A 26,332-nucleotide genomic window follows, 5' to 3' on the forward strand; every position below is an offset into this window, starting at 1 on the left:
AGCCAGTTTCGGATTATTCCGTATTGGGATCATCCAGTGTCACTATCGTCTCCCCGACCTTGGTCGCCGAACCCCCCGGTCCCGACCATCGGGAGAAGCATCAGCGATCACGCGGCGCCGGTCCGCGGAGCGTGTTGCGGGAGATCGGATGCAGGGCCAAGCTGGGGCAAGGTTCATACGGTACTTCCGGAGACTGTTGAAGCGGCATCGACGCTCCGCCATCTGCACCGGGCCAATTCCCGCTCGATGGCTCTGTCTGCCTCTGGCTTCAATCACGATCACCGCGACGGCGAAGCCGAGCGGCCGCAGCTGGCAGGCGGACCCCTTGTGTTTTGATGGTCAAGATCCGGCGCCGGACCAGGAAAGCCGTCGCGGAAATTGCGGGGTTAGCTTGCTCCTGGCCGATGCCGGCAGGGGTGTTCGGACCGCGCTCAATAGCGATGTGCAGACGGCCGAAATTCACGAGCGGCGTCCCAGATCTCAATCACTGCGCAGAATGCGTGCTTCGAGTGCGGCTGCGACGAAAGCTCGTCGAGCGGCTGGGGGATGGGTCTTACCGCGTAACACCTGCAGACAGGCGTCCATCGCTATTCTGCGTTTATCGGTCTCATGATGCAGATCCCGCAGCAAGATAGCGGCCGCGTCGTTGACGTCGAACACGATACGCTCCGAGCTGCGGCGGCTAAGCTGAACAACGACTTGCCTCTCAAATCTGATCAAGCCGGTCATCTCTCCCCTCCTCCACAGCCACTACGCGGCAAACAGCCCGAGTCGCATTTCTTTACTCAGCCGAACGCGACCGCTGCATCTAGGCTGCCGAATCTGGCCACTGACGACCAAGCGATCGCCATGAGGCGCGTCCGGCCATGGTCAGCTTGCGTGCGATCTGCGGTTGTGCAGTCGATGGTGAGGAACTGCTTCTCATTCGCGTGGTCTAGCTGTGAAACCTGGACATAGTGCACTGTTTGACGCGCCTCGCCAGTCTCAAACACGTCGTCGATGTCTACACCTGCACTTTTCCACTGCCCGATCTGCAGGCGGCGATCCACTGCATCGCGGAGGTTGCATCTTCCAATATGGCGACCCGCTTCGCAAAGCCGAAAAAGGCATTGCGCGCCGTGCTTACCGGCTTGCGCCCATCGTATGCATCGTAGCATGCCCTCAGGGCGGCTTCGTGGATCAGGTCTCTGCGGTCTTCCGGCCATTCATTGAGAAAATCGATTGCATCCGCAAGGCCGGCAATCTCTTGGATGATGTGCGTTGCGCGCTTCACGAAAAGCGGGCTGCTGAAAGCCTCAGCGTTCATTGGTTTCTCCCAACTTTCTAAATAGCCAATTTGCGGTGAAGAGGCGCCGCATCGACACGGCGACCCTGACACAATGTGTTGTCAGGGCGATGACGGTTCAAGAGGAAGATCCGCGCCTGCGGCCGGGTGTGTATCGATCCGCCACATCCTGCAATGGCTTTGGTTGCCATCAAACGCCGTCGTCACTATTAAGCTACGAAGTGATTCTCACCGCCTAGTCTAAGCCCGCAGGAGCGTTTTTATGACCGAAGAAACCGAGAGCAAAGCTGACAGCCTCATCGAACTCACCGCCCATGTCGTCTCAGCCTATGTTTCGAACAATCCGGTTCCCGTCGGTGAACTGCCTGGGCTTATCGGCCAGATCCATATCGCATTGAAAGCCACTGCTGGTGGTGCCGCACCAGAAAAGTCGGAAGCTCTCAAGCCTGCCGTACCGATCAGAAAATCGGTTACACCCGATTATATTGTCAGCCTTGAGGACGGTAAGAAGTTCAAGTCGCTCAAGCGTCACCTGGCTACCCACTATGGCCTTACGCCCGACGAATATCGCGCAAAATGGGAGCTGCCGGCGGACTATCCCATGGTGGCGCCGAACTACGCTGCGGCGCGCTCGGCATTGGCCAAGACCATGGGTCTGGGCCGCAAGCCGAAGGAACCGGGAGCGCCGGCACCTGCCAAGCGTGCCCGCAAGAAAGCCGCAGCCTGACCGCAATTTTTCAGGATCGACGAAGCAGGCCCGGCATGATTTCGCACTCGCGAGATAAAATTTGTGCGTTGCAATATCCGTGGCGATCGGTATGATCATGTTGTCGGCCATCTACTCCTCCCAGATGTGGTGCCGACGCTGAATGGGGCGCACCTCCTCCCGCGTCTCATTCTAAATCGAGCCCGCTGCCACCTCCTCCCGGTAGCGGGCTTTTTCTTTGTCTGAGGCGCGATTTCGGTAGGGCCGACGCATTGGCTCTAAGCGAGGCGAATGCTCCGAACTTCCAGGCCTTTCTTGCCCTGCCCGCATTGGACAAACACCTTCTGACCCTCCATCAGCATGCTCAGTCCTGAGCGGGTCAGCGCGGTGGCATGAACGAAGATGTCCTTCTCACCGTTTTCAGGAGCAATGAAGCCGAAGCCCTTTTGGGGATTGTACCACTTGACCGTGCCCTCGCTCTCCACCTGGGCACTCGTCCCGGCGGTGGACTCTCCAGTGCGACGCGTATGTAGCTGAGTTCTCGCGGTCTGATCGCTGACCTCCAGCACTTGCGCGACCTGATGACCTCTTGGACTTTCTTCCGTTGTGACCTTCAGACGCGTTCCCTCGGAAACACCGCGGCTCCCAGCCGCCTCCAGCACCCGGATGTGCAGATAGGCCTCGATGCCCTCCTGCAATTTGACAAAGCCAAAACCCTTGCTGGTGTTGAACCACACCACTTCGGCGTCGACAGGATCCGCGGTTACAGTGGACGAACGCTGAAAGTAGCCTGGCTCGGAAGGCCGTTCGGAAAAAGAAACCGCGTCATTGTCATGACGATGCCGGCGTGGCTCACGATGGTCTTTGTATTTGCCCATGATCGTCCGACTGGCTGAACAACGCACTGCGCTCCTGGCAGGATAATCTCAATCGGCGATGCGTTGATGTCAATTCACCAGTTGGCCGCTTCACCCGCTCGATCGCATCACGATCCGGGCCGACCTATACCACACGAGGTCGACGATAGCGGGTGAGCAATGTGCAACAGGTCGAGCTTCTGATCCGAACGCTTCCCTATCGCACGGCATAAGGTTCGCACTGGAGGGCGAGACCGCCATCAACTGTTTCGTTCGTGACATGCCGCAGGCTGCCGTCTCACGCGAATGCGCATCCACATTTTCGATTTACGCGCACTTTCCCCGCACAGCCTGCAGGAGGGAGACGGGCAGCTTGTCGTTGAGTCGCCTGGCTAAAGCAACCCCGCCTGCTTAGCCTCGCGGCGCAAATTCTGCCGTGGCCTCGGACCGATCTGCTGGATCACCAATCCGGCCGCCAGGGAGCCAAGGTCGCCGCAGGTCTTGAGGTCGCGGCCTTGTGTATAACCATGCAGGAACCCGGCGGCATAGAGGTCGCCGGCGCCCGTCGTGTCGACCAGTTCCTTGATGGCGGTCGCCTGGATGACCACGGTCTCGTCGCCGCGCACGATCACCGAGCCTTCTTCCGAGCGGGTGACGGCGGCAATCTTGCAGTCCTTGCGGATGGCGGCCAGCGCCTCTTCGAAAGAGGCGGTCTGGTAGAGCGATTTGATCTCGTGACTGTTGGCAAAGACGATGTCGACGGTGCCGGAGCGCATCAGGTCGAGGAACTCGTCGCGGTAGCGGTCGACGCAGAACGAATCCGACAGCGTCATCGACACTTCGCGGCCCGCCGCATGCGCGAGTTTCGCCGTCTGCCGGATCGCCTCCTTGGCGCGCGGCGGGTCCCACAGATAACCCTCGAAATAGGTGACCGCCGCACCCGAAGCCTTGTCGGCCTCGACATCCTCCGGTCCGAGCTCGACGCAGGCGCCGAGATAGGTGTTCATCGAGCGTTCGCCATCGGGGGTGACGAAGATCATCGAGCGTGCCGTCGGCGGCTCACCCTGAAGCGGCGTGGTGTCGAAGGCGACGCCCTGTGCGCGGATGTCGTGCGTGTAGATTTCGCCCAGCCCATCGTTGGAGACCTTGCCGAAGAAGGCGGCGCGGCCGCCGAAGGAGGCAACACCGGCCGCCGTGTTGCCGGCGCTGCCGCCGGAGGCTTCGATCGCCGGACCCATGCGGCTGTAGAGCAATTCGGCGCGGTGGGTGTCGATGAGGTTCATCGCGCCCTTGATGATGCCGTTGGTCTCGAGGAATTCCTCGTCGCATTGGGCGATGATGTCGACAATGGCATTGCCGATGCAAAGCACGTCATAATCCGGCATCAATGTCTCCGCCAACTACCCACCGGCTTTCTGCTATGCCGGCCAGGCGCGGGTCTAGCGAGTTGAAATGGGTTGCCGCATGCGGTTGATCCAGCGGCCCTCACGCAGCTGCCGGTCCTGCTTCACGCAGCAAGTCGTCGGCTCTGTCCGTCTTCTCCCAGGTGAACTCAGGCTCTTCACGGCCGAAGTGTCCGTATGTCGCGGTCTTGCGGTATATCGGGCGCAAGAGATCAAGCATCTTGATGATGCCTTTCGGTCGGAGATCGAAAAGCTCAAGAACAAGGCACTCGATCCTTTTTTCCTCGATCCTTGCGGTTCCGAAGGTGTTGACCATCACAGAAACCGGACTGGCCACGCCGATCGCGTAGGCAAGCTGAACCTCGCAGACCTCCGCAAGTCCGCTGGCAACGATATTCTTCGCGACATACCGGGCGGCATAGGCGGCCGAGCGGTCAACCTTGGATGGGTCCTTGCCCGAAAAGGCGCCGCCGCCGTGACGCCCCGTTCCACCGTAAGAATCGACGATGATCTTGCGTCCAGTGAGGCCGCAGTCGCCGGCAGGCCCACCGACCACGAACCGCCCTGTTGGGTTGACCAGAAATCTGATCTCCGAAGTATCCAGATGGGTTGGCAGGACCGGTTTTATGATCTCCTCAATGACGCCTTCGCGGACTGTATCTTGGGAGACCGCCTCGTCATGCTGCGTTGACAGGACTATAGTGTTCAGCGCCACCGGGCGGAGACCCTCGTAGCGTACGGACACTTGAGATTTCACGTCCGGACGCAGCCAGCCAAGCTGTCCCGTTTTCCGGACCTCTGCCTGTCTTTTCGTCAAGTGGTGAGCGAGTTGGATCGGCAAGGGCATCAATGTATCCGTCTCGTTGCATGCGAATCCAAACATGAGGCCCTGATCCCCCGCCCCCTGCTCGAGATCCTGCCCTCGTCCTTCATCAACGCCCTGGCTTATGTCGGGCGACTGCTCGGAGAGAGCCAGAACGACGGCGCACCGTCGACCATCAAAGCCGATGGCATCGTCGTCGTACCCAATATCGAGGATCGTATCGCGGGCAACTTGGCTGTAATCGATCTCTGCGTGGCTGGTGATCTCGCCAGCCAGAACGACCATCCCAGACTTCACCAACGCTTCACAGGCGACGCGCGCCTTCGGGTCGGTGCGGAGGATGGCATCGAGGATGGCATCGGAGATGTTGTCTGCCATCTTATCGGGGTGTCCCGCGCCGACGGATTCGGAAGAGAACACGAACTGCCTGGTCATGAAATCCCTCGCTTCAAGTGTTGGAGTTAGATGGGAGTTTCTGGATTAGGGTGGCTTACGGGTCGGTGATGCCGGGGACGTCGAACGCAGTGCAGAAGTCGGCGACGTCTCTTCGTACGCTCGCATGAACTTCCTGGTCGTCGGGCTGGCGGCAGACCGAGTCAATGAAAGCGGCGATCTGCACCATTTCCGCCTCACGCATGCCCATGGACGTCACTGCCGGCGACCCCAAGCGGATTCCGCTTGTGACCGTCGGGTCGCGCGGGTCGCCCGGCACCATATTAAAGTTCGTAATGATGCCTGCCCTTGCCAGGCGCTCGGCATAGGCTTTGCCTGATAGCGGCCGGTCCCGAAGATCAAGGATCAGCATGTGATTGTCAGTCCCGCCGGTGACCAGATAATAACCACGACCCAGAAGCGCCTCGGCCAGCGCCTTGGCATTCTTGACGATCTGGTGACCGTAGGTGCGGAAAGAGGGGGTCGCGGCTTCCTGCAAAGCAACAGCGAGCGCGGCGATGGTATTCATGTGCGGCCCACCTTGCAGTTGAGGAAACACCGCGCGATCAATCCGTTTGGCGAGATTGTGTTTGCTCGTGGAATGATAGAGCGCCTGATAACGATCTTCATTCTTCGACAAAATAAAGCCTCCACGGGGGCCGCGGATCGACTTGTGAGATGTGCTGGTGACGACGTCGCAATGAACCACGGGATTCGGATGCGCTCCAGCGACAATCAGGCCGCTGATGTGGGCGATGTCGGCCACGAGATAAGAGTTCGCCTCCAGAGCGATTTCTGCCATTGCCGCGTAGTCAAAGACACGCGGATAGGCAGTTCCGCCGACCCAAATCAGTTTCGGCCGTTCCCGCCTGGCGGTCTCGCGCAAGCGGTCATAGTCAATTTGCTGCGTCTTTTCGTGCAGCCCATAGGGGACGCGTTGATAGTCTGTGCCGGAAAAGTTGACGGACCAACCATGAGTCAGATGGCCGCCTTCAGGTAAAGGCAAGCCCATGACTTTGTCACGGGGGCTCAAAAGCGCGCGATAAACTGCCTGGTTGGCTGGTGAGCCCGAATAAGGCTGGACGTTGGCGTGCTCACTGCCAAACAGCGCTTTCAGGCGCTCGATCGCGAGGGTCTCAAGCTCATCGACGATCTCGTTTCCCGCGTAGTAGCGCGCACCCGGGTAGCCCTCGGCATACTTGTTCGCGAAGATAGAGCCGGTCGCTTCCAGTACGGCTGAGGAGGCAAAGTTCTCAGATGCGATAAGTTTGAGCATCGTCCGCTCTTGCCGCCTCTGTCGTAGAAGCAGTTCGTGAACGCGGCAATCGACGTGGACCAAGGAAGACCATCCAGATGTGCCGGGCTCTGCGATGGCTAGGTCAGCGGAGTTCTTCATGGTAGTTTCGCGCTCCGCCTTAGGCAGATCTTTTCACGACAAGCAGCAGTCCCCTTCGACCACGCGTCTTGTACCGCCTCGAGCCGCTCCAGGTCCCGCTTATGACACCCATCGTCGTGGGGCAGGAGATCGACTAAGAATTGAACCAACCCTCCGTCCTTGCCCCCTGCATTAAGATGATATGAGGACAAAGGACGTTGTCCGTTGCCGCAAAGAAAGTCGGCTCTGGCGAGCATCCGGACGTGTCGCGCAACACGCTCCCGACGAAGATCGAGAATCTCCGCCAGTTCGCGGACAGTCAGGTCGGCATGCGCGCAAAGGCCCAGGATCCGAAGGCGATCAAGGTGTGCTGCTGTCATTAGGCGATCGACAAGTATCATCATTGGTCAGCACGACGCCAAATAGAAGAACCGAACCCTCGACCTGATGGCTTTGTCATTTCGCGCTCTTCGCAATTGCTGTTCGGCGGCGGAACATAAAACGACACCAGACTTTGCCGCCGCTGAACTCGAAACTTGTGGTGAGCCTACCATTGACAGCGATTTGCGGTCGCAAAGATTCCATGAATTTCTTTGAAGGCTCTGTTGCGAGGCCTAAACAAGAACGCAACGAGATTGGCGAGGTGCTGGTAAGACGGCGGGCTGGCGAACGGCTTGGCCAAGAGAGAGGCGACCGGCCACCTTTTTCCCAGGCGACAGTGCTAACCTGCTGGTGCACCTGATCCGCCATTTACTTGATTTCGTGCCACGGAAGGACCGCAAAGCCGTCGTGGCGACGCTCAGCGCCAACGAGCTTGCGAAACAGGAGCCCCACCGCGTCAGATCGAGCGACGCTGTTCCCTAGGCGGCGCGTTTGGCCAACCCCTGGCTTCGCGGCGTCTACAATCCCTCAGTCGGCCCTCCCGAGGTTCAGGCCCTGGGCCGAGCACGCGAGCGGTGTTCGGCACCCACGAGCCGACGCAGAATCGACGGCGCCCTCGAGGAAGCGCGATCGATGCGGCTATCGACCACCCGGTGTTCGCCACCGCACTGCGTGGTCACGATGGCGCGGCTTTTGGAGCGCAGCACGACCATGAGTTCCCACCCTTACACTGGTCAACATTCATGTGATCGAAAACGCTGGCTCAGGCGACGCCACTGGCGATGTGTCCGATGCCGCTTTTTGTACGCAAGGTTCACTCTGTCCGACATCCGACAATTGTTGGATGTGAGACAGGGCTCCAAATCCGCTAACCAGTGGCTTTATTGAATTTTCCTCTCTGGCACCTTCTGTGCAGAGTGGCTTGCGAACGCATTAGCAAAAAAAATAGTCCCATGATCACACTCACTGAAAACGCCGTCGTCGCCGTCAAGGCTGCGCTTTCCCGCGCCAACGAGCCGGCGGAAGGCTTTCGTATCATGGTCGAGGTGGGCGGCTGCGCCGGCGTCAAATACCTGATGGGTCTGGAAAGCGTCTCGCGCGAGGGGGATGCCATCATGGAGACGGACGGGTTCAAGGTGTTCGTCGACGCAAACTCCCAGCCCCATCTCGCCGGCACGACCGTTGACTTCGTCACGGGCCTGGCGTCCTCGGGCTTTGTCTTCGACAATCCCAATGCGCGGGACAAATGCGCCTGCGGCAAGTCCTTCGGCTAGCCGCCATCACGACAGGGATCGGCGCCCATGCGGGACGACACCGACAACTTTTACCTCTTCAGCGACAAGCTCTATTTCATCAACCCGAACAATGTCGGCGCTTTGGACACGCCCAATGCGGCCGGCGAGGTCGGCGCCGTCGCCTGCGGCGAGTTCGACCACTGGCTATCTCTTGCCCAGGGAGAATTGATGCGATGACCAACCAACTCCGCAGCGCCATTGCACAAGCATTGCCCTTTTCCTGTTGCAGGAGGGACGCGCGCTTCGCTTCCTGGTTGGCTGTTCCTTCCCTTGCAATTGTTTTCCTCATCCTGCCGGCGCTCACCGCGCCTGCTGCGGTGAATATCCAGGAGGTGAAATCCGAAAAGGGAATCACCGCCTGGCTGGTGGAAGACCATACGCTGCCGATCGTCACACTCCACTTAGTCTTCGACGGCGGCACCACCCAAGACCGATCGGTAAGGAGGGACTTGCCAATTTGATGACCGGCTTGTTCGACGAGGCGCGGCGACAGCGATACCTTTCAGGCGCAGCTCGATGATGCCGGGGCCGAGATGAGCTTCAAGGCGCGGCGTGACGGAATCTATGGCTCGATGCGCATGGTTTCCGAGCGCCAGGACGCCGCTTTCGATCTCATCAGGCTCGCGGAGAACAGGCCCCGCTTCGATCAGCCGCCGGTCGAGGGCATCCGCGCCCAGCTTCTCTCCGAAATCATCGCCAACGAGCGCGAACCTCACGCGATCGCCGAGGTTGCATGGCGGCGCAGACTCTTGGCGCCCATCCGTATTCGAGGCCGTCCGAGGGCACCAAGGAAAGCCTGGCCCGCATAACGCCTTGCACAAGGCCGCCTTCGCCCGCCAGGGCTGCGCGTGGGCCGATGCGATTGTCGAGCGCCTGGCGATGCGCGAAATTTGTCTGTCCACCGGTTCCCGCCTGCCGCGCTGGCTTCACCGCTCCGTCGCATGGATCAGCTATGAAGATGCTAAGTCCACGCTGCGAGCGAACCTTTCCACATTGTCCAAAGGCGGATCTCGAGTTGGCAATGGCCGAAATAGTAGCTGCCGTGAATACGGAGCCACAACGACCGCGCTCGAGGTCTGACAATTCTTCTAGCCCTTGCGCTTCGTTCACATAATCATCGCAGATGCAGCGGCAAGTTCCGCATCCTCGACTGCCTTTCGGCACCAGTCCGCATAGTCGGACGCGAAACATTGCGCCTCTAATTTGATGTCCTGAACGCGAGTACGTCTGGAAGGGTATGCCCGGCAGGAGACTGAGCTCGCTGCCGGGCCGGGTACGCCTTGGGAGGTGGCGTAAGTCGGCGACTTTCGTGGCGGTGGGCCACTCAGTTCGCGCGTTTTGCTGAACAGCCAGGATATACCATGCCAGGTCCAAAAAGCGTTTAGAAACCCCCGAGAGGCAGGTTCTCCCCGACGTTGCGTACTCGACATTTGTCGGCTATCGGGCAATGCTGAACGTGCCTTTCGGCATCGACCCACGCCTGAACCAAAGCACCCGCAAGGCAGTTCCCTGCCGGGTCGACCAGGCGAAGTGGTGGTGACCTTTTTTCGCTGCGCCGGCTGACGCACAGGGCGGACTGTCATTTTCAAGTGAGGAAATCTCTGTACCCTCCATTCGTGAGCGCGCGGCCACGAGAGACGGCGCGGCGAATGCGGTCGCGCAGATGATCGCGAGGATCCCTCCAGTCGGCATGGGCGCGCCGTTGACCAACCAGAGCTTCGGCGAGCTCGCGATGTGATGCCCCGGCAAGTGAGCCGTCGAGCGCACGAAGAACGAAGGTCAAACGGGGACCGCGTTTTTCCCGCGGAAACAAGCGGCCAGGCAGATGTTGACCCACACTCAGAGCATTGAGGCACTCGAGCGCCCTTAGGCGGTGCTTCGAAAACATCGCGGGCCAGATCGCCTCGGTATGGAGGGAAACAGGGTGCAGGATATCCGCGCCAGAGACGGCGAGCTGGAGCGTATACTCTGTGTCGCGAAGAAGAACATGCTGGCGCTTGTCGGGCGCCAGCAGGACCGTCGCACGACATCGCAATGCCGAGAGATCGAACGGCGCTGCCGCCGACGAGGTTGACAGTTTTTCTGAAATGACTGGCAGCACATCGAAGCACCAGGGCGGAGACCAGAATAGGAGCGAATTGCGCCCATAAGACTCGGCGAAACAGGACACCCCAGCGCGACAGGTCGCCGGCCGACGCGACCACCTCCAGAAAGGGGTGGTAGGACAAAGCATTAGCCTGCTGGCTTGCAGCGGTCACTTCACGCCGGAATGCTGGATTGCGGCGCAAGAACTCCCAAGCCCACTCGCGCGGCGTCAGACCAGTGGTGTAGTCGTACGACCTTTCATCGCGCCAATCAGCCTCATCCGCGCCAGTCACGAGAAGTGCAGGCATGACGGCGTTCCCCTGCCCGCGCCCAGGGAGGGCGAAATATTATGCCACATGGCAAGGCAACGGCGGCGAAGGCACCAGCGGTCGTTGGCGGCATTTCGTCGAAGCGTGTCCCATTGGCACTGTCGAGGGCATAAGGCGTGGCAAATAGTGACCAGGCCGTCGAGCCAGCGCAGCGACAGCCAGCAAGGGCGGAGCACGCCAAGGGGATCGATTTGACAGCGGTGAGCGGCTCCTGCGCCGGTCAAGACGTGGCCTAAAGGCGCAGTAGCGCGGCGGTGGATTGCACGCTCCTTGTGGGAAAGTTGTCGTAGCGCCGGCGCTATAAGCTCAGTCATTGGCAGGTCTCCTCAGGGGAAATTTCCGCCATTGGAGGCCAAGTTTCACGCCATGGCAGCCTGTATAGTTGTACAGGTTAAGCCGACTGTTCAGTCGAACGCAAAAACGAACCGGCGAGGCGCGCAATCGCTCCTTTGGGTGGTGCCCACGGCGGCTGTTTGAGAGCGGCATGGAGATGGAGCGCGGCCAGGCTCCGCCTGTTCCTGCGGCAGCCGATTGCTCCACGCAGACTTGCCACCGCACTGCCCTTTGTTTGCGGGTAGCCAATCCGCGGCGTCAGCAAAACATCGCCGACCGTTCGCCGTCTCGCATAGATAGCACGCGGAGCCGGAGCTTCCCCTGTCTCCAGACCCTCGTACCTTGCACTTTGGACGGCGGCTCGCCAGCAGCTGAATCCTAGCGACCACTGCCATGTGTTCGCCCGAATGCAGCTTGCTCGCGTGATCGACAGACTTCAGGAATGCGATCGATGAAGGCGGATCCCCAATGGGAGCTACTGCTCGATCTGGATGCGCTCGCGGCTAGCGACGGAGAGGACTGGATCTGGCGTGGTGCGTCGATCGAGCCGGAGAGACGAGAAAAAGCCGTTCTGCGCCTGTCGCGCGGCGGCAGCGATGCGGTCGTGCATCGCGAATTCGACCTGAGCTCTCTCAGCTTTGTTGCCGACGGTTTCAATCTCCCCGAAGCCAAGGGCGACATTGATTGGCTCGACCCCAACACGCTTCTGCTTTCCAGTGCGCTTGGTCGGGGCATGGCCACCCGCTCCGGTTACGCCCGCACCGTGCGACTGTGGAAGCGTGGCGCGGATCCCCTCACCGCGCGCCCAGGACCCCGGTCACCCCGCCGCAGCTTTTCCTGTTCGATCTCAACGCCGCGCCGCCTCTCAGCGCTCAGTAATGCTGAAGCGCAGTCCGGAGAATTTCGACGCATCCGGCCTGGTGGTCGCGCGCCACGAGGCAGTCTCGATCGATCATGAGATGATCCCCTATACGCAGGTCGACCCAACCAACGGGAACGGAGATGCCCCGGTTCACCTTTCCGGCTACGGCGGGTTCGGCATATCGCTCCTGCCCTTCTATAATTCCTGGCTCGGCAAGCTGTGGCTCGAGCGCGGCGGCACGTGTGTGGAGGCGAACATCCGTGGGGGCGGCGAGTTCGGCACCCGCTGGCACGATGCCGGGCGGAGGGAGGGCAAGCGTCTCGCCCATGACGATTTCGCCGCCGTTGCCGCCGACCACGTGCGAAGGGGCATCACGCTGCCGAGGCGGATTGCCGCCGAGGGCGGCTCAAATGGCGGCCTGCTGATCGCCAACATGCTTACCCGCTATCCTGAGCATTTCGGCGCGCTGTTCTGTACAGTCCCGCCTATTGATATGCGCCGCTACACCAAGCTCCGGCGGGCGCGGGCTGGATCGATGAATTTGGCGATCCCGGCAAGGCTAACGATTGGGCTTTCCTGAAGGAGATCTCCGCCTATCACACTGCCACGCCGGGACAGCCCTATCCGCCTATCCTGATCGCCACCATGAGACGCGACGACCGCATCCACCCGGGCCATGCGCGCAAGATGGCGGCAAAGCTGCAGGCTCTTGGCTATCCCGCTTACTTTTACGAGCCCGTCGCAGGCGGGCACGGCTATGGCAAGGACAATCGGGAGCGAGCTGCATTCATCAGTCTTGGGATCAGTTTTCTTCGCAGCGCGATCGGGTGGCACGCCGATAGCGTTCATGGACGACGGGGGGCCCGGCAAGAACAAACTTCGAACATGTGAGTACAGGGCGATGACTGCGAGGACGGCGCAAATAATGCGTACGGTCTACGAAATATGCGCGCCGACGCTCTGTAGATCTCAGACAATACACCAGGACCACTCACAGTGGAATCTGTCAATTCTGAAGAGCAAGGAGACAATATCACAGCAACAATACGAATGAGCGTGGCCCGGGAGCAACAGCGGCCCATCCTCATGCTGCTGGGACGGCAGGCCATCGCGGCAGACCTTCCAGAAATCCCGTGTGATCCGCAGGAGGATACGTACTGGCAAATCCGCCTGCGTGCGCTGGGGGCCATCACGCAGGATTCTGGCTCCGTCACTGGGGTGCCCGGCTCCGGTCTTGCTTATTCGGACACTGTGACGCCGGAACTTGATATCTCTTATTTCTTCCGCGAGAACGTCGCCGCCGAGGTTATCCTCGGCACCACCTTACCAACATCACAGGCCAGGGCTCGATCGGCCAGCTAGGCAATATCGGCAAGGTTTGGCTGGTGCCGGCCACGCTGACATTGCAGTATCATTTTACCGATTTCGGCGCCTTCCAGCCCTATGTCGGTGCCGGCGTGAACTACACGTTCTTCTATCATCACCAAGCCGGCAGCGCGGATGCTCTCAAGGTTAAGCCCACGTCCGGCGCCGCAATGCAGGTCGGTTTCGACAACATGGTGGATCAGCACTGGGGCGTGAATTTAGACGTGAAGAGGCTCTATCTGAAACCAAACTTCGACGTCACTGTGAACGGCAAGATGCAGACCGAGAGCTGTGCTCCATCCCTGGCTCATAGGCGCAGGTCTCACCTACCGCTTCTGATACCCAAAGGCAAAGGCGGCTTGCTGATAGCTGATCTGAAATGAACGCCTTGTGCGCCCTTTTTACGATCGCCCTGCGCAGGAATAAGGCGTTGTCGACAGGGCGGCCGCCCTCTTGAGCCTCGACTAACGTGAGATGGAAGTGCCTAGAGGCGCTTTCGATCAGGAAGGCGTTGGGCATTGTGGTGGGGATGTGGCGGCCATCTTTGCGGCATCAGTTTCCCCGACCTAGGTCGAAGCTTATGCGGCTGCGCAATGCGAGCACGGCCCCCCTTCGCGACGACAAAGTGTGCCTTGTTCTGCCACGCTGCCAGCTGCCGGTTCTTCTACTGCAGTTCCGGTGGCTGGCGTCCCGGAAGCATTGCTCGGGCAGCCTAAGGCCGGCCCTCCGCCCTGCTCCATGGGACCCGCGGCGAGGTGCCGGGCTTCAGCTCGGCAAGATGCGGGCGGGACCTCCTGATAGAACCTGACGCCGAGCCTGCCCCTGTCTGCCTCTGCGATGGCGGTCCGCTTCAGTCTTGCATGCATCGTTTGTCTCCGCTCGCCGATCCGGCTCCCCGGAGCCGGGACGGAAGGGGTGGGCGGCAAATGCGACCGTAAGGGCCGCCGTCCAGGCGGACCGCATCCGAAGGACCGGAACGAAGAGAAGGACCCGAAGCGAGAGTGAAGGGTTGCGGGATGCCGCGGCAGGCCTAGAAGGGAGTGCCGCCTACCCTGCGCCGCCGGGAAACGCCCAACATAGAAGAGCCGCGCGGGTCTGACGAGCCGCGCCAGGCGGGAGCCGAATGGCTGAGACGCCTGAGCTTTGCCTTAGAAAAGCGGTCCGGCAGCCGTTGCGCGGCGAGGCGCCGACGCCAGCTATGACCGCAGGCTCAACAGAATCCCGCAAGGATCAGCCTCAAGCACCGCAGTTACGTCGAGAAACTCAATGATATCGAGACGCCGCTCTCCACCCTCATACTTGGCCACGAAGGATTGCGGCCGGCCAAGCTTCTCGGCCACCTGCGCCTGGGTCATGCCTTTGGCCTTGCGCAGCGATATCAACTGGGCCAGAAACCGCTGGTGGCGGGCAGATCGAAGTGATTTGGGCATGTAGCCGAACCGGTCAGATAAAGACCGGCTCAGCCACTAATCCCGGTTCCGGATTATCCCATTTTGGGATATACTGCCTTGAATCCACCTATCAACAGGCGAGGTTCGCGGCAGAGATGAATCGATCGACGGGAACAGATGGGACTGAAAGCTCGACACTGCTCGATGACGTCCCGTGGTCAGACAGCATCACGATTTACGACAGGCAGCATGCCACCATTTACCTGCGCATCCTCGACGCCTGCGCCGACAATGCCAGCGTAGAGGAAATGGCCGAACTCATTCTCGGCATCGACCCCGTCCTTGAACCGGTGCGCGCCCGCAAGGCTGTTCGCAGCCATATCGACCGGGCGAACTGGATGGTAACGACCGGCTACAAGGAACTGTTCGCCGGCTGACGCACGGCTGGAACTGTCACGTTTTCAGGCAGGGAACTCACGACAATCTCCATTCCTGAACGCAGGGCCGGAGACGCGCACCGAATGCAGCCGTTCAGTCGGCTTGGATGCGCCTTCCGATCAGCACTTCAACGATCTCGCGACGCGAAGGTCCGGCGAGCGATCCGTCGAGACCCATAGAACGACGCTTAAACGAAGCCGCTTTCGGCGGAAACGAGCCGGCAAGCGATTCGCTGTAAGCACAGGACGTACTTGAGCGCCACGGGCTTCGCTTCAACGCCGCCGCGCACGTGAAGCTAACCTGTCAGTGAATCGAAAAAAGCCGAACGGGCCAAGCGGCCAATTGCCTGCTTGGTGGTCGTCACCCCAAGCTTCCCGCGAGCGTTGCCCAGATGAAAGGCGGCCGTTCGCTGCGTGATCCCGAGGATGCAGCCGATCTCCCAATCGGACTTGCCTTGTACTGCCCACTGCAGGCACTCGTATTCGCGCGGCGTCAGCAGGACACCATCGATCACTCGATCGGCGGACAGTTTGCGGCGAACAAACATATGAAAACAGGTCGCGATATACCGGAGACCTTCTTCGTGGCGTTCTGCGGCGCGAAAAAATACAGCGTCGGGCTTGTCTGCGGCAAAGGTTATCGCAGCAAAATTCCCTCGGCGGTCGATAATCGGGATCGTCATGCCGCAGCAGATGCCAAACTGCGCCGCTTCTTCAAAAACCTGAGCCCCTGCAGCCTCCTCGCCGTTCAGATCGGATCGCCATCGAAACGGGCATCCGCCACTGCGTGCGCGCACGATGACCGGGTCAACACTCTGATACCGGTTCTCAAGATAACGTGCTGTCCAGGGCGCCGGATAATTCGAGATCAGCGTGGGTTTGCCATCAGACCGCGGGGAAAAGGAGAAATAGGCGAAAGTGAGCAGATCGAGTCCAGAGGCGACATCGGCCAGGGCGCCGCGGAGATCAGCCTCATCGACGCTTTCGGAAAGCCGTTCCAAGAATCTCTCGAAGACAGTCTGCATCTCTCCCCTTTTCAGCTCCTTCCCTTGGCTCTCCGGCAACGTGTCATTTGAAAGGTGACGGTGCGGAAGAGGTCCGTGACGCTCTTGCGAGAGCATTGCCGCAAACCGCGCCAACTGGCGCCAGTGGCCTCAGACATTGGCACAAGCCAAGTGCTTTCATATAAGGTCCAGCCGTGCTGAATCGGGATGGTGCCCCCAACCGGATCTGAAATTCCCTGCCTCGGTGTAGACGCTGCGATGCCTGAGGAAGCTCTCGCGGTCTGGCCGTACAGGTGAAGGGGCTCCATTCGGTCGAAGCTCAAATACAGATTTGACCTTTTTAGGATAAATGCGCACGCGGACGAGTGGTACGCCGGTTCGACTGGAAGGTCACGTTTCTGACGATTGCCTCAGAAAATGAAAGCTCGCGTGAACGCGTTTCGTGAAGGTTGAGTCCGTCCATGCAAAAGCGCGATTCTCGCGAACTACAACCGCATTGGTCGACATCATAGTTCACAGGCTGCACCTGCCAGTTCCTCGCTGGTCGCAGTATACATTGCCGCGAGTGTTTCCGGCTTCGACAGCCAAGCGCCGTTCCCATCATCTTGCGGAAGGTCCGGCGGTGTAGCCCCTGTAAGTTGCGCCTATCATCCGTGACTCCAGAGTGGTGGAGTGATGCCATTAGGTTAATTTTGGAAGTGCGGCAATGGACGGCGCAATCGCGTCCTATAAGGCAGTATTCCTGCGAAAACGGCCAGCGCTTCGCAGGCTATCACAGACCTAGACATCGCGTAGAGATGACCCTTCTTGAGCCGCTTAAAAAAGCAACCGCCTGGCTTGTCTCGTCATCGTGACTATGGACGGCTGCCCGCCAGCCCAGGTCGCCCCAATCGTAGAAAACAGCACGCCGGTCGTGACCACTGGAGCCAACCGAACGGGCCGCCCAGCACCCGCCCCGCTTTTCCATCTCCGCAGCGGAGCGGGAAGCCGGTCGATGCCGGCGCTGCCCCCGCAACTATTAGAGGCGAGCCGACCCCACTCATGTCACTGAGGCGAACAGCCTCGGGAAGACGGGTAGAGGCTATGACCCCCGAGCCAGGAGACCTGCCACGGCGAACTATTGTCCACGGGCGGGGTGTCTCGGTGGCCGCTGCAGCCCGGCGTTCGTATCGGCCTACTGGCGCCTTCGTTGCCCCCCACGCCAACCATCGGGGTATCGCATGACTCTCTCTCAGCAAATTCCTGTAGCAACGCTTGGTGTGCCGCGTATTGGTCGTAGGCGGGAATTGAAATTCTCGCTTGAAAGCTATTGGTCAGGATAGTCTTGCGCTGCCGAGCTTCTCGCGACGGCAAAGGCGCTCCGAGCCGCGAGCTGGGAGGAGCAGCGCGATCGCGGTGTGTCGAAAATCCCGTCGAACGACTTTTCGCTCTACGACCATGTACTCGACACCGCCGCCGTTGTCGGCGCCCTGCCGTCCCGCTACGCACGGAATGGCGGCGAGGTCCCACTCGACATCTATTTCGCCATGGCCCACGGCAACCAAGGTCAGACGGAGAATTGCGACTCTGGTCAGGAGCATGCGCCTTGCCCTGTGCTCCTGGTCCCGGTCCCGATAGCGTCGGGCAGTCCTTATTGGCTCGTCTCGCCACAGGCAGCGCCGGTCGCGGCGACATGATTAACCTGCGCGCTCATGGAGAGAACATCTGATGCCGATCTCCTGTGCGAGATGATTGGCTTCGCCCGCCGAGCGGCTGATGGAGACGGAGTGGGCGAATTCGCTATAACTTTTCTGATATCGAACTGGAGCCATTTAGATGTCACTTCTTGAGAAGTTCGAACGATATCCGCTGACCTTCGGCCCGACCCCGATCGAACATCTGCCGCGCCTGAGCGCCGCGTTGGGCGGAAAGGTGCAGATTTACGCAAAACATGACGACTGCAATTCCGGTTTCGCCATGGGCGGGAACAAGCTGCGAAAGCTCGAATACATCGTGCCGGACTCTCTTCGCATCGGCACCGATACGCTGGTGTCTATCGGCGGCGTCCAGTCGAATCATACACGCCTGGTCGCGGCGACGCGGCCAAGATCGGCATGAGGTGCGTGGTGATCCAGGAGAAATGGATGCCGCACCATGATGCGGTCTACGACCGGGTCGGCAACATCCTGCTGACGCGCCTGATGGGCGCGGACAGCCGGCTTGTCGACGACGGCTTTGATATCGACATCCGCAAAAGCTGGGAGGACGCTATTCAGTCGGTGAAGGACGCCGGCGGCAAGCCCTATCCGATCCCGGCCGGCGCCTCGGTGTACAAGTTCGGCGGGCTGGGCTATGTCGGCTTCGCCGAAGAGGTGCCCAGGCAGGAAACCGAGCTTGGCTTTGCTTTCGACTACATCATCGTGTGTGTTGTGACCGGCTCGACTTCGCCGCGCAAGGCCGCGCCGACCGGGTGATCGGCATCGATGCCGCGGGCACGCTCGCTCAGACCCGTGCCCAGGTCCGCCGCATCGTCGACGACACCGCCGCTCTCGTCGGGCTGGGCCGCCCCGTGCGCGAGGACGAAATCGTTATCAATTCCGACTATGCCCATCCCGCCTATGGCGTTCCCTCGGACGCCACGAATGACGCGATCCGGCTGGCGGCCCGCACGGAGGCCTTGATCATCCATCCGGTGTACGAGGGAAAGTCCGGCCTGATCGATCTGACTAGAAGAGGCTTCTTCCCCGAGGGCTCGAGGATTCTCTACGCGCATCTCGGTGGCGCGCCGGCCATCAATGGCTACAGCTACTCCTACAAGGAAGGATGTCCAGAACGTTCCCGCCAGCAATTCCCGCGCAGCCAGCCAAGGAAGACGCGCATCAAAAGCTCCGTGTCGAGACGATCGGTTTTGGCGCGCCGGTGCTCACGCGACACCGCAACGCTGGCGGGGTGGATGGCATAGGCTTCGATGTCGCGCGCCCACAGCCGACGCGCCAGCCAAAAGCCGTCTCCAGCCGCCTCATAGGTGACGGCGATCCGCTTGATCGTGTGCCCAGCCTGGCCGGCTTCGTCGCGCCAGCGCTGCAGCAGCTTCAACAGTGATGGTGCGTCAGCATCGATCTTCTTGAGGGGCTGGCGCTTGAGACCCGGTACGAGCGCGGCAATCAGCCATTTCGCCTTGCTCATTTCGATGACGGCGATGACCGTGTTATCCTGTTCAAGAGCGGTAAGGGACCGGCTCGCGTCAAATGACTGCGACATGGGGTGCCTCCTTCTGATGGTGGATCCAACAACGCCGAAGGATGCCACACCCTCGCCGCTCGCCCCATAGCATCTACGCCAGTGGGCACGATCTCGCGGCATTCAGACTGGCGGTCACCAGGCAGGCTCTGCCTCGATAGTTCGGTTATGACGGCGCTATGTCTTTCGGCTCTGAGCCTGGGGATCGTTGCAGTGAAAGCCGCACGTGATGGTTCACGCGATCCCGTACCTGATTGGGTAACCAGAGCGGGAAAAGATGGGGGAACTTCTGCGGCTATGGCAGTGTGCAAAGTTATGCGAGCCGACCAAGATATCGACGACGCGATCTGGAAGGCTTGGACCTCGGGTGCAAGGCTTCACCGGAGTGGAAAGGCCGTGTCGCTTGGGCTGCGGGTGCGCTTTTAACGCTCACCACCTTTCCGCGTGCACGCAATGACTGCAATCCGCTATCCAACTGCGATGGCAAAGGATCCGAAGGGCCAACGTGCAGATCAATCTTTCCACTGCGGCGGCTTAGTGGCCGTTGATTAGGTCTGTCACCCTTCGTTTGCGGTGCATCTCGGCCCGTGCCCACCGTTCGCGTATTTCCGCGAGCTTACGCTCGGTTTCTCGAAATTGCGTCTTTGCTATGGAAAACTGAGCATCAGTCGATGTCAGGCCGGGACCTCCGCCAAACCGTAGGGCGTCCCTGCCCTCCTCGGGGCTCGCGGGCAGTACGTCACCCAATTCGCTGACTAGCTCGTTTCGGCGCTTGGCAGCACAGCTCTCCTGGGACACACGCGCCGCGATCGCGCCGATTTGTGTATGGACCTCCCGAAAAGGGGTGCCTCGCGAGGCCATTCGTTCCGCGGCGACGGTCGTCATGGCCAACCCATCTTCCAGATTTCTTCGCATCGATGTCGCGTTGAAAGATATGAACCTCACGATGAGCGATGTAAGGGTTACGGCCCGCGTGAGAGCTTCTTCCGCAAGTCGCAGGGGTGAGCAGCCATAGTTGCTCGACTCGATCGAGTTGCTGAAGGGCGATTTGCAGGTTGCCGTTGCCGCGGACACGTATGCGCCCATGACAGTGCTTGCCGATCCCTTGATGTGTTCGAGAAGATATGGGTTCTTTTTTTGAGGCAGCATGGAAGAACCCCCTGCAAGATTGCGGGGAACCTCTATGAGAGCGAACTCGCGCGTCGTCCAAACCTGCATATCCTGGGCCACACGACTGAGCAAAATCGAGACACTGGTAAAGATCGAAAGCCCATGAAGGTGGAGGTCCCGGCTTGCGACTGCATCGAGAGAGTTGAAGGACGGCAGTTCAAATCCCAGGAGGCTCGCCGTCTGCGAGCAATCTATAGGAATGCTGGTTCCGCCACCGGCACCGGCTCCCATGGGACAAGCCCTGATGTCTTTAAGCAGACGATGAAGTCGCTCGCGCTCGCGCCCGAGAGCGAAGAAGACCCCGAGCAGATAGTGTCCCGGCGACCCTGGAAGCGCAATTTGATATTGGCTATAAAGCGGAGCCAAAAGGCTCGATGCCTCTTCCGCCCGCTGAAGCAGGGCATCTTGTGCAACTCCTATCTTCAGGGAAACGGAACACACGGCTTCCCGAAGGGACAGGAGAGAAATGGTGGCGTTCAAGTCGTTACGGGACCGGGCCAGGTGGAGCCAGCCGGCCCTTTCTGCGCCTGCTCTGGCGGCAAGCTCGGCCTCATAAGCCAAATAGAGTCCACGCGGAGCATCACGCCCATCCAGAGATTGGAACTCCTCGCCCTGGAAATCCAAGATATGCGTGAGCAGGTCTGCGGCTACAGCTCGGCTGACCAAGCCCTGGTCAGCGAGCATCACCAGATGTGCTTCATCCACCGTCGCCTGGAGCTGCAGGAGACGACCGTCTCGCGAGATTTCGATGGGTGGAGCGAGCAGCTTCATCGCCTCAGGATGCAGGGTCCATCCGCCGTCCCCTGGCTCGCCGACTCGCGTGTTGTTCGACTCGTCGGGCGTCGCCTCGATCTCAATGGCAATTGAATCGATCATCCGTTCAGCCGCCGCGGCGGCGGTTTCGAGTTCATCGGCGACGCCCACCGCATAAGCCACGCGGTCTCTGAAGTCGCCCTTGATGCGTATTTCCTGTCCCTCAGATTTCAGCAGACCCGCTTCGGGTACAGTCGGCTCCGGACTGCGAGAAAAGGCCAAGCGCATGAGCTTTCCGGACTTTTCAGCAAGTCGAAAACGGATGGCTCCTGCCCTCTTGCTCGGTCCTGGCGGATCAAATTCTGCACCTGCATAGAGCCTTATCACTAGGTCGAGGACCGAGGTGCCCAAGGCCTGCGAGAGCATGATCGGAATCATTCCTCCTGCCAGCCTGGGATTGACCTCGATTACGACAGGGCCAGACTCCGTGATGACGAATTCCACGTGGGCCGGTCCGAAGTCCAAGCCTAAGGCCGACACTGCGTCGGCCGCAAAGGATCCCAGTTCGTCTAGTAACGGCTCCGGAAGGGGAGCCGGGAAGTCGTGACCGACCTCGACGAAGCAGGGAAGCGGTCCCTTGTGCTTCGCGACAATTCCGAGGCAATACGGCGTCCCGTTGCACACGACGATTTCTGCAGAGTATTCCTTACCTTCTATATATTGCTGGATGAGGATCTCGGGACTGCCCAAATCCACTTGATCGAGCAGTACGACCTTCGCGTCCTCAAACGCCTGGGCGGCCGCTGAGGCGTTTTCGCAGAGACGTACCCCGCTGCTGCCGCTCCCGGAGACCGGCTTGATGACGACCGGGAAGACAGATTTGGCAAGCGCTTTCTTCACCTCCTCGCCCGACGTGACCAGACGAGTTTCAGGCACAGAGACTGATTTTCGCTCCAACTCTGTCACTTGCTTCCATTTGTTCCGGCACCTCGCTATGGCTTCCGGGTTTGCCGATGGGAGCCCGATCGCTCTGGCGACCTTGGACGCCGATTCCACGAAGTAGTCAGACGACGAAAATATCCCTGCCAGTCCCGTCAGCTTGGTGGCGATCTCGATGATCGCATCTCGACTGAGTGTTTCAGCTTCGATCACTTGCGCGTCGCTCTTCTCAAGGAAGGGGTAGCGCTTGCGATTGCGTGTCACGAGATAGGGCCCGAACCCTAGGGCCTTGGCCCGCTTTATCAGTAGCTCGCCAGTGCCGGTCGTGTTGCTTTCTACGAAAAGGAAGCTGCCGCTGCTCATCTTACTGCTCCAACGCGCTCAAGACAGTTTCCCGGCTTTTCCGCATCCAACGATACCGGTTCCATGGTGGGCGGGCTGTCGAGGGATGCTCTTCGGTGGCTGGAGCGTCCAGAAGGACACCTTCATAGACACATCCATTTTGCTGGAGCCATTCGTGATCGTAGACGGCTTCGACGTAGCGATGACCTTCATCAGGACATATGACGACCACGGTTTCGTCTGGATACTGTCGAGCGCGCCAGCGCCCCACAATATAGCTCGCTCCGGACGTCGGACCGGCAAAAATGGCGTGCCGTTCGTGAAGCTCACGCGTTGCGGCAAATGCCAGCGATGCCGACGTGAAATGAACCTCGTCATATAATTCATGCTTCACATTTTTCGGGACGAGACTATTCCCCAATCCGCGTAGTTTCCGGTCGCCGTCCGGCTGACCGAAGATGACACTATTGAACGTGTCCACCCCGATCAGGCCGGCGCTGGGGGATTTTTGACGAAGGCGTTCTATTGTTCCGCAAGTGGACCCGCCTGATCCGACAGAACCCACTAAGGTCACGTCGGGACAAAGCATTCCTATGACCTGGTCGGCGAAGGATTTGTAGGCTGCAGGATTGTCCGCGGTTTCGTATTGGCGAGGCCAAAAACATGAGGGGCCCAACTGCCTCATCCTGGCGTACAATGCATCGAGACGGCTTCTTTGATATCCGCCCTGTTTCGCCTTGTCGGTTACTATGACCACTTCCGCGCCCAGGGATCTCAACCTGCTCTCAAGAGCCCTATCCATTACCGGGTCGGTAAAAATCTCGAGCCGAAATCCGTGCTCGCGGCAGACTACGGCTAACCCCAGCGCGAAGGTGCCACTCGAGGTCTCCAAAACGGTCGTGCCCTGCTTCAACGTCCCACGATTCAGTGCTTGTTCAATAATGTACTTAGCGGGAAGCAGCTTCATGAATGCAAACTGCGCAAGATAAAGATTCGTGCCGCACCTGATTATGCGAGGTAGCGCATAAGCAGCAGAATAGCCGGAGAAAGGCAGGTGTTTGCGAACGGCACTCATATGGCAGGTCATCCTCGCCAATGCATGGTCAGGTATACTCTTGGCGAGCTGTTGAACCGAGCTATCTGGTCGACCACAGACTGCAGCTTCCGCGGGAAGTCGCATGCCGTTCGATCAAGCAAGATTCCGATCACGGTACCGCTGTGCGCCACTATGACGCCTAGCGCTCCGACCTCCTCGGACACTTTCAGCATCGAATTTAGATGCTCTTTGGGAACCCGCTCCTGATGCAGGAGGGCGCTGGCTGTAGCGATTTTGCCTATCGACGCGATGTCACCCTGCGGAATTGCTATTCTCGCCTGTTCGAGCAATTCCTGATATTGCGCTTTTTGGCGAGCGGAGATTTCACCTCGTCGCTGGTCATAGGCGACGGTTTCGACGATGCCTCCTTCATCGATACCGACGACGGCAAGAGGCGGCATTTGCCCAAGGAACGAGATAAGCCTACAGGATCGGTGTTGATATGCGACAATGCCCGGGTACATGACCCCATCGGACGGCTCGATTTCCGCCATCAGCTTCTCGATCAACGACGTCCGAACCCTTCGCTTGAACGAGGAGCCGATTGACCGCGCAGTCGCCACGAGATCTGCAGAGGAACTCGCCAGACCTTTTCCTTCTGGGAGCTCAGATTCCAAAAGGAGATTTCCTCCTGATACGCCAAGCGCAAGCACGAGGTTCTCGGCCAGTCGTTGTGCTTTGACCTTATTTGTCGGGTAAATGCTTACAGATTGGGTGCCCGCTATTGGAATGAAGCAAGCACGAGCAAAGAGTGCGACTGGCATCGTGATCAAGAAGTGGGAATCATGCGAAACTGAGCCGATCGGCAATTGGCCTTGCAGCAATTCGCCGAACGTGCCGCAACAAAGGGCTTGGCCACCGCCACTATGAATTCTTGGCTCCCCACCTCCTGCGATGGTCCCAACCGTGTCATTGCAATCGCACCTCTGGTAACGCAAGTGTGGCTCCCAACTATCATCGGCCGCTTCTAGAAGTTCTGAAGCCGATGCTCGGCCTGATTTCTGAAGAGCTCATCGGATTGGATTTCCGGATAACCATGTCACTTCCCTTACGACCAGCCATGAGAACAATCGGGGCACCGCTTGTGTTCGATTGCACGGCATTTACCTCTGGCGTGCCGGGCTTCGAATATGCTGTGACCGTAACATTGGTGCGGTGCCGGGGCGTGCAAAGATTCTGTGAAGTTGCTTTAAGATGCTGTTACACAGATTGCCACAATGGCGCGGCCGCCCCTTGGATTTGGCCTGAACTGGCAACGCTGTAGATGGTTCGGCGACTCCATCGAGAAGACGCGGCGAACTGTTCTGCCGCTAGTGGATGGAATCTAACACTTGGTGCCCATGTTTAACTGCGGCGATGATTTTGTCGGGGTCTGCGGTCCAAGTGGATGGTTTGGGTTTCTGGTTGTGCTCGGCAAGGAAGCGGTTGATTGCCGCCTGGAGGTCGACGTCGGAGTGGAAGACGCCTCGCTTGAGACGACGCTTCGGCAGTTTGGCGAAGAAGCCTTCGACCGCATTGAGCCAGGAGCACGAGGTCGGCGTGAAGTGGAAGGTGAAGCGCGGATGGCGATCGAGCTGCGCATTCCGCCAACTCAGGACAGCGATTCCGCTAAATACGGGACAGGCGTTCCGGTAATGTCGGGACAGCCTGGGGTCGCTGGTTCTCGATAGCCTCGTTGAGTTCAGGATTGATTGATTTCGGTGTTTTCGGCGCCGGTCAAGAGGGGCCTCGTTTTTTGCTTTCGCAGACTGTCGCCTTGCAGGGCAATGCGGTGAGCATTGTGAACGATCCTGTCAAGAATGGCGTCGGCGACGGTGGGGTCATTGATCAGGTCATGCCATTTGTCCACGGTGGTCTGAGCGGCGATGATGGTTGAGCGGCGGCGATATCTCTCCTCGACGATTTCGAAGAGATGGAAGCGCTGCTGGTCCGAGAGGCTGTGGGAGCCAAAATCGTCGAGGATGAGCAAATGCACTCGGGTAAGTTTTTCGATGAGCCGGGGGAAGCGCCCGTCGAGGCGGGCGAGCGCCAGATCCTCGAACATGCGCGGTACGCGCACATAGAGAACGGAATGGTCGAGCCGGGCCGCCTGCCGTCCGAAGGCGCAGGCCAACCATGATTTTCCGGATCAAATTCTCCTGGGCCTTGAGCCAATGGCCTTGGGCGAGCGCCATGGTGTTGCGGCGGTCGAGGCCGCGCGCGGGCGCGAAGTCGATGTCTTCGATGCATGCTTCGGGGAAGCGCAGCTTGGCCGAGGCGAGCTTGTTCCTGACACGCTTGTCGGCCCGCATGGCGATCTCCCGGTCGAGCATCAGGCCGAGCCATTCGTCGCGGCTCAACTCATTGGCGCTGCTCTGTTCAGCTGCGGCCAGTTCGCGCCAGGCGGTAGCCATGCCAGGGAGCCCGAGGGCCTGCATTTGATCGAGGGTTGGGTTTGTCAGCATTCTTTC

20 protein-coding genes, 7 pseudogenes and 1 riboswitch are annotated in these 26,332 nt (G+C 59.6%); of the genes and pseudogenes, 12 read left to right on the forward strand and 15 right to left on the reverse strand.

What is annotated here, in order from left to right; translation table 11 throughout:
• Window positions 1–480 precede the first annotated feature (480 nt).
• Together JG743_RS30570 and JG743_RS30575 are read right to left on the reverse strand one after the other, a co-directional pair.
• Window positions 481–729: a DUF982 domain-containing protein gene (locus JG743_RS30570; protein WP_202296110.1), complete on the reverse strand. Its 249-nt coding sequence runs from the start codon at window positions 727–729 to the stop codon at window positions 481–483.
• A gap of 274 nt (window positions 730–1,003) precedes the next feature.
• On the reverse strand, window positions 1,004–1,306 hold the full coding sequence (locus JG743_RS30575; RefSeq protein WP_027033335.1) for a DUF982 domain-containing protein: 303 nt from the start codon (window positions 1,304–1,306) through the stop codon (window positions 1,004–1,006).
• 241 nt (window positions 1,307–1,547) lie between these two features.
• On the opposite strand from JG743_RS30575, the gene JG743_RS30580 reads away from it, so the two are divergent.
• A complete protein-coding gene (locus tag JG743_RS30580; RefSeq protein WP_202296112.1) occupies window positions 1,548–2,012 on the forward strand; it encodes a MucR family transcriptional regulator in 465 nt (154 codons plus the stop codon).
• Between the two features lie 257 nt (window positions 2,013–2,269).
• Here JG743_RS30580 and JG743_RS34640 read toward each other — a convergent pair whose 3' ends face one another.
• The 4 genes from JG743_RS34640 to JG743_RS30600 form a co-directional block, all read right to left on the reverse strand.
• Window positions 2,270–2,869 carry a cold-shock protein gene (locus tag JG743_RS34640; protein WP_202296115.1) on the reverse strand — a complete coding sequence of 200 codons (600 nt, stop codon included), beginning with the start codon at window positions 2,867–2,869 and terminating at the stop codon, window positions 2,270–2,272.
• Window positions 2,870–3,240: 371 nt separating this feature from the next.
• Entirely contained in the window at window positions 3,241–4,233 is a 993-nt protein-coding gene (locus tag JG743_RS30590; RefSeq protein ID WP_202296117.1) for an adenosine kinase, read from the reverse strand.
• 100 nt (window positions 4,234–4,333) lie between these two features.
• Window positions 4,334–5,509, reverse strand: coding sequence for a methionine adenosyltransferase (gene metK / locus JG743_RS30595; protein ID WP_202296119.1), 1,176 nt, complete (start codon window positions 5,507–5,509; stop codon window positions 4,334–4,336).
• 55 nt (window positions 5,510–5,564) lie between these two features.
• Window positions 5,565–6,902 (reverse strand): serine hydroxymethyltransferase, encoded by a 1,338-nt coding sequence (locus JG743_RS30600; RefSeq protein WP_202296121.1) that lies wholly within the window; start codon window positions 6,900–6,902, stop codon window positions 5,565–5,567.
• Between the two features lie 197 nt (window positions 6,903–7,099).
• Here JG743_RS30600 and JG743_RS30605 point away from each other — a divergent pair, with 197 nt between their 5' ends.
• The 6 genes from JG743_RS30605 to JG743_RS34730 all read left to right on the forward strand — a co-directional run bounded on the left by JG743_RS30605 (window position 7,100) and on the right by JG743_RS34730 (window position 9,637).
• Window positions 7,100–7,264: a hypothetical protein gene (locus tag JG743_RS30605; RefSeq protein WP_202296122.1), complete on the forward strand. Its 165-nt coding sequence runs from the start codon at window positions 7,100–7,102 to the stop codon at window positions 7,262–7,264.
• Between the two features lie 951 nt (window positions 7,265–8,215).
• Window positions 8,216–8,536 (forward strand): HesB/IscA family protein, encoded by a 321-nt coding sequence (locus tag JG743_RS30610; RefSeq protein ID WP_202296123.1) that lies wholly within the window; start codon window positions 8,216–8,218, stop codon window positions 8,534–8,536.
• 27 nt (window positions 8,537–8,563) lie between these two features.
• Window positions 8,564–8,734, forward strand: coding sequence for an iron-sulfur cluster assembly scaffold protein (locus JG743_RS30615; protein WP_244672988.1), 171 nt, complete (start codon window positions 8,564–8,566; stop codon window positions 8,732–8,734).
• On the forward strand, window positions 8,731–9,018 hold the full coding sequence (locus tag JG743_RS34720; RefSeq protein ID WP_342215520.1) for a hypothetical protein: 288 nt from the start codon (window positions 8,731–8,733) through the stop codon (window positions 9,016–9,018). The genes JG743_RS30615 and JG743_RS34720 overlap by 4 nt, the downstream gene beginning before the upstream one ends.
• Before the next feature lie 72 nt (window positions 9,019–9,090).
• Window positions 9,091–9,366 (forward strand): hypothetical protein, encoded by a 276-nt coding sequence (locus JG743_RS34725; protein WP_342215521.1) that lies wholly within the window; start codon window positions 9,091–9,093, stop codon window positions 9,364–9,366.
• 4 nt (window positions 9,367–9,370) lie between these two features.
• On the forward strand, window positions 9,371–9,637 hold the full coding sequence (locus JG743_RS34730; RefSeq protein WP_202303188.1) for a hypothetical protein: 267 nt from the start codon (window positions 9,371–9,373) through the stop codon (window positions 9,635–9,637).
• A gap of 505 nt (window positions 9,638–10,142) precedes the next feature.
• Here JG743_RS34730 and JG743_RS30630 read toward each other — a convergent pair.
• Complete coding sequence (locus JG743_RS30630) at window positions 10,143–10,658, reverse strand: DUF2285 domain-containing protein (protein WP_244672989.1); 516 nt, start codon at window positions 10,656–10,658, stop codon at window positions 10,143–10,145.
• Window positions 10,659–10,773: 115 nt separating this feature from the next.
• Window positions 10,774–10,950, reverse strand: a pseudogene (locus JG743_RS34840) (transcriptional regulator domain-containing protein); the annotation flags it as partial.
• 781 nt (window positions 10,951–11,731) lie between these two features.
• On the opposite strand from JG743_RS34840, the pseudogene JG743_RS30635 reads away from it, so the two are divergent.
• Together JG743_RS30635 and JG743_RS30640 are read left to right on the forward strand one after the other, a co-directional pair.
• Window positions 11,732–13,057, forward strand: a pseudogene (locus tag JG743_RS30635) (prolyl oligopeptidase family serine peptidase); the annotation flags it as partial.
• Window positions 13,058–13,216: 159 nt separating this feature from the next.
• Window positions 13,217–13,870: pseudogene (locus tag JG743_RS30640) on the forward strand (OmpW/AlkL family protein).
• An 857-nt stretch (window positions 13,871–14,727) separates the two neighbouring features.
• Here the strand turns inward: JG743_RS30640 and JG743_RS30645 are convergent.
• A complete protein-coding gene (locus tag JG743_RS30645) occupies window positions 14,728–14,961 on the reverse strand; it encodes a helix-turn-helix domain-containing protein (protein WP_202296125.1) in 234 nt (77 codons plus the stop codon).
• Between the two features lie 116 nt (window positions 14,962–15,077).
• On the opposite strand from JG743_RS30645, the gene JG743_RS30650 reads away from it, so the two are divergent.
• A complete protein-coding gene (locus tag JG743_RS30650; RefSeq protein WP_202296126.1) occupies window positions 15,078–15,359 on the forward strand; it encodes a DNA -binding domain-containing protein in 282 nt (93 codons plus the stop codon).
• Between the two features lie 296 nt (window positions 15,360–15,655).
• Here JG743_RS30650 and JG743_RS30655 read toward each other — a convergent pair whose 3' ends face one another.
• Window positions 15,656–16,384 carry a LuxR family transcriptional regulator gene (locus JG743_RS30655; RefSeq protein WP_202296127.1) on the reverse strand — a complete coding sequence of 243 codons (729 nt, stop codon included), beginning with the start codon at window positions 16,382–16,384 and terminating at the stop codon, window positions 15,656–15,658.
• Between the two features lie 960 nt (window positions 16,385–17,344).
• A riboswitch (cobalamin riboswitch) is annotated at window positions 17,345–17,468 on the forward strand.
• Window positions 17,469–17,583: 115 nt separating this feature from the next.
• Here JG743_RS30655 and JG743_RS30660 point away from each other — a divergent pair.
• Both JG743_RS30660 and JG743_RS30665 read left to right on the forward strand, forming a co-directional pair.
• Window positions 17,584–17,946 (forward strand): annotated as a pseudogene (locus tag JG743_RS30660) (5-methyltetrahydropteroyltriglutamate--homocysteine S-methyltransferase); the annotation flags it as partial.
• Between the two features lie 232 nt (window positions 17,947–18,178).
• Window positions 18,179–19,304 (forward strand): annotated as a pseudogene (locus JG743_RS30665) (1-aminocyclopropane-1-carboxylate deaminase).
• 812 nt (window positions 19,305–20,116) lie between these two features.
• Here the strand turns inward: JG743_RS30665 and JG743_RS30670 are convergent.
• From JG743_RS30670 to istB, 5 genes and pseudogenes are all read right to left on the reverse strand, one after another.
• Window positions 20,117–22,807 carry a lyase family protein gene (locus tag JG743_RS30670; protein ID WP_202296128.1) on the reverse strand — a complete coding sequence of 897 codons (2,691 nt, stop codon included), beginning with the start codon at window positions 22,805–22,807 and terminating at the stop codon, window positions 20,117–20,119.
• A 1-nt stretch (window position 22,808) separates the two neighbouring features.
• Window positions 22,809–23,861 carry a cysteine synthase family protein gene (locus tag JG743_RS30675; protein WP_202296129.1) on the reverse strand — a complete coding sequence of 351 codons (1,053 nt, stop codon included), beginning with the start codon at window positions 23,859–23,861 and terminating at the stop codon, window positions 22,809–22,811.
• An 8-nt stretch (window positions 23,862–23,869) separates the two neighbouring features.
• Window positions 23,870–24,820, reverse strand: coding sequence for a GHMP family kinase ATP-binding protein (locus JG743_RS30680; RefSeq protein ID WP_202296131.1), 951 nt, complete (start codon window positions 24,818–24,820; stop codon window positions 23,870–23,872).
• Between the two features lie 372 nt (window positions 24,821–25,192).
• A pseudogene (locus JG743_RS30685) lies at window positions 25,193–25,462 on the reverse strand (IS630 family transposase); the annotation flags it as partial.
• 101 nt (window positions 25,463–25,563) lie between these two features.
• Window positions 25,564–26,326, reverse strand: a pseudogene (istB, locus tag JG743_RS30690) (IS21-like element helper ATPase IstB).
• Window positions 26,327–26,332 lie beyond the last annotated feature (6 nt).

It is taken from the genome of Mesorhizobium sp. 131-2-1, assembly GCF_016756535.1.
GTDB lineage: Bacteria > Pseudomonadota > Alphaproteobacteria > Rhizobiales > Rhizobiaceae > Mesorhizobium.

Bases quoted from the DNA above. Each gene is read 5' to 3' on its own strand.
- JG743_RS30600 (WP_202296121.1), bottom strand. From the start codon at position 6,902: ATGAAGAACTCCGCTGACCTAGCCATCGCAGAGCCCGGCACATCTGGA.
- JG743_RS30645 (WP_202296125.1), bottom strand. From the start codon at position 14,961: ATGCCCAAATCACTTCGATCTGCCCGCCACCAGCGGTTTCTGGCCCAG.
- JG743_RS30575 (WP_027033335.1), bottom strand. From the start codon at position 1,306: ATGAACGCTGAGGCTTTCAGCAGCCCGCTTTTCGTGAAGCGCGCAACG.
- JG743_RS30615 (WP_244672988.1), top strand. From the start codon at position 8,564: ATGCGGGACGACACCGACAACTTTTACCTCTTCAGCGACAAGCTCTAT.
- JG743_RS30655 (WP_202296127.1), bottom strand. From the start codon at position 16,384: ATGCAGACTGTCTTCGAGAGATTCTTGGAACGGCTTTCCGAAAGCGTC.
- JG743_RS30590 (WP_202296117.1), bottom strand. From the start codon at position 4,233: ATGCCGGATTATGACGTGCTTTGCATCGGCAATGCCATTGTCGACATC.
- JG743_RS30610 (WP_202296123.1), top strand. From the start codon at position 8,216: ATGATCACACTCACTGAAAACGCCGTCGTCGCCGTCAAGGCTGCGCTT.
- JG743_RS34725 (WP_342215521.1), top strand. From the start codon at position 9,091: ATGAGCTTCAAGGCGCGGCGTGACGGAATCTATGGCTCGATGCGCATG.
- JG743_RS30675 (WP_202296129.1), bottom strand. From the start codon at position 23,861: ATGAGTGCCGTTCGCAAACACCTGCCTTTCTCCGGCTATTCTGCTGCT.
- JG743_RS30580 (WP_202296112.1), top strand. From the start codon at position 1,548: ATGACCGAAGAAACCGAGAGCAAAGCTGACAGCCTCATCGAACTCACC.
- JG743_RS30670 (WP_202296128.1), bottom strand. From the start codon at position 22,807: ATGAGCAGCGGCAGCTTCCTTTTCGTAGAAAGCAACACGACCGGCACT.
- JG743_RS34720 (WP_342215520.1), top strand. From the start codon at position 8,731: ATGACCAACCAACTCCGCAGCGCCATTGCACAAGCATTGCCCTTTTCC.
- JG743_RS34640 (WP_202296115.1), bottom strand. From the start codon at position 2,869: ATGGGCAAATACAAAGACCATCGTGAGCCACGCCGGCATCGTCATGAC.
- JG743_RS30650 (WP_202296126.1), top strand. From the start codon at position 15,078: ATGAATCGATCGACGGGAACAGATGGGACTGAAAGCTCGACACTGCTC.
- JG743_RS30570 (WP_202296110.1), bottom strand. From the start codon at position 729: ATGACCGGCTTGATCAGATTTGAGAGGCAAGTCGTTGTTCAGCTTAGC.
- metK (WP_202296119.1), bottom strand. From the start codon at position 5,509: ATGACCAGGCAGTTCGTGTTCTCTTCCGAATCCGTCGGCGCGGGACAC.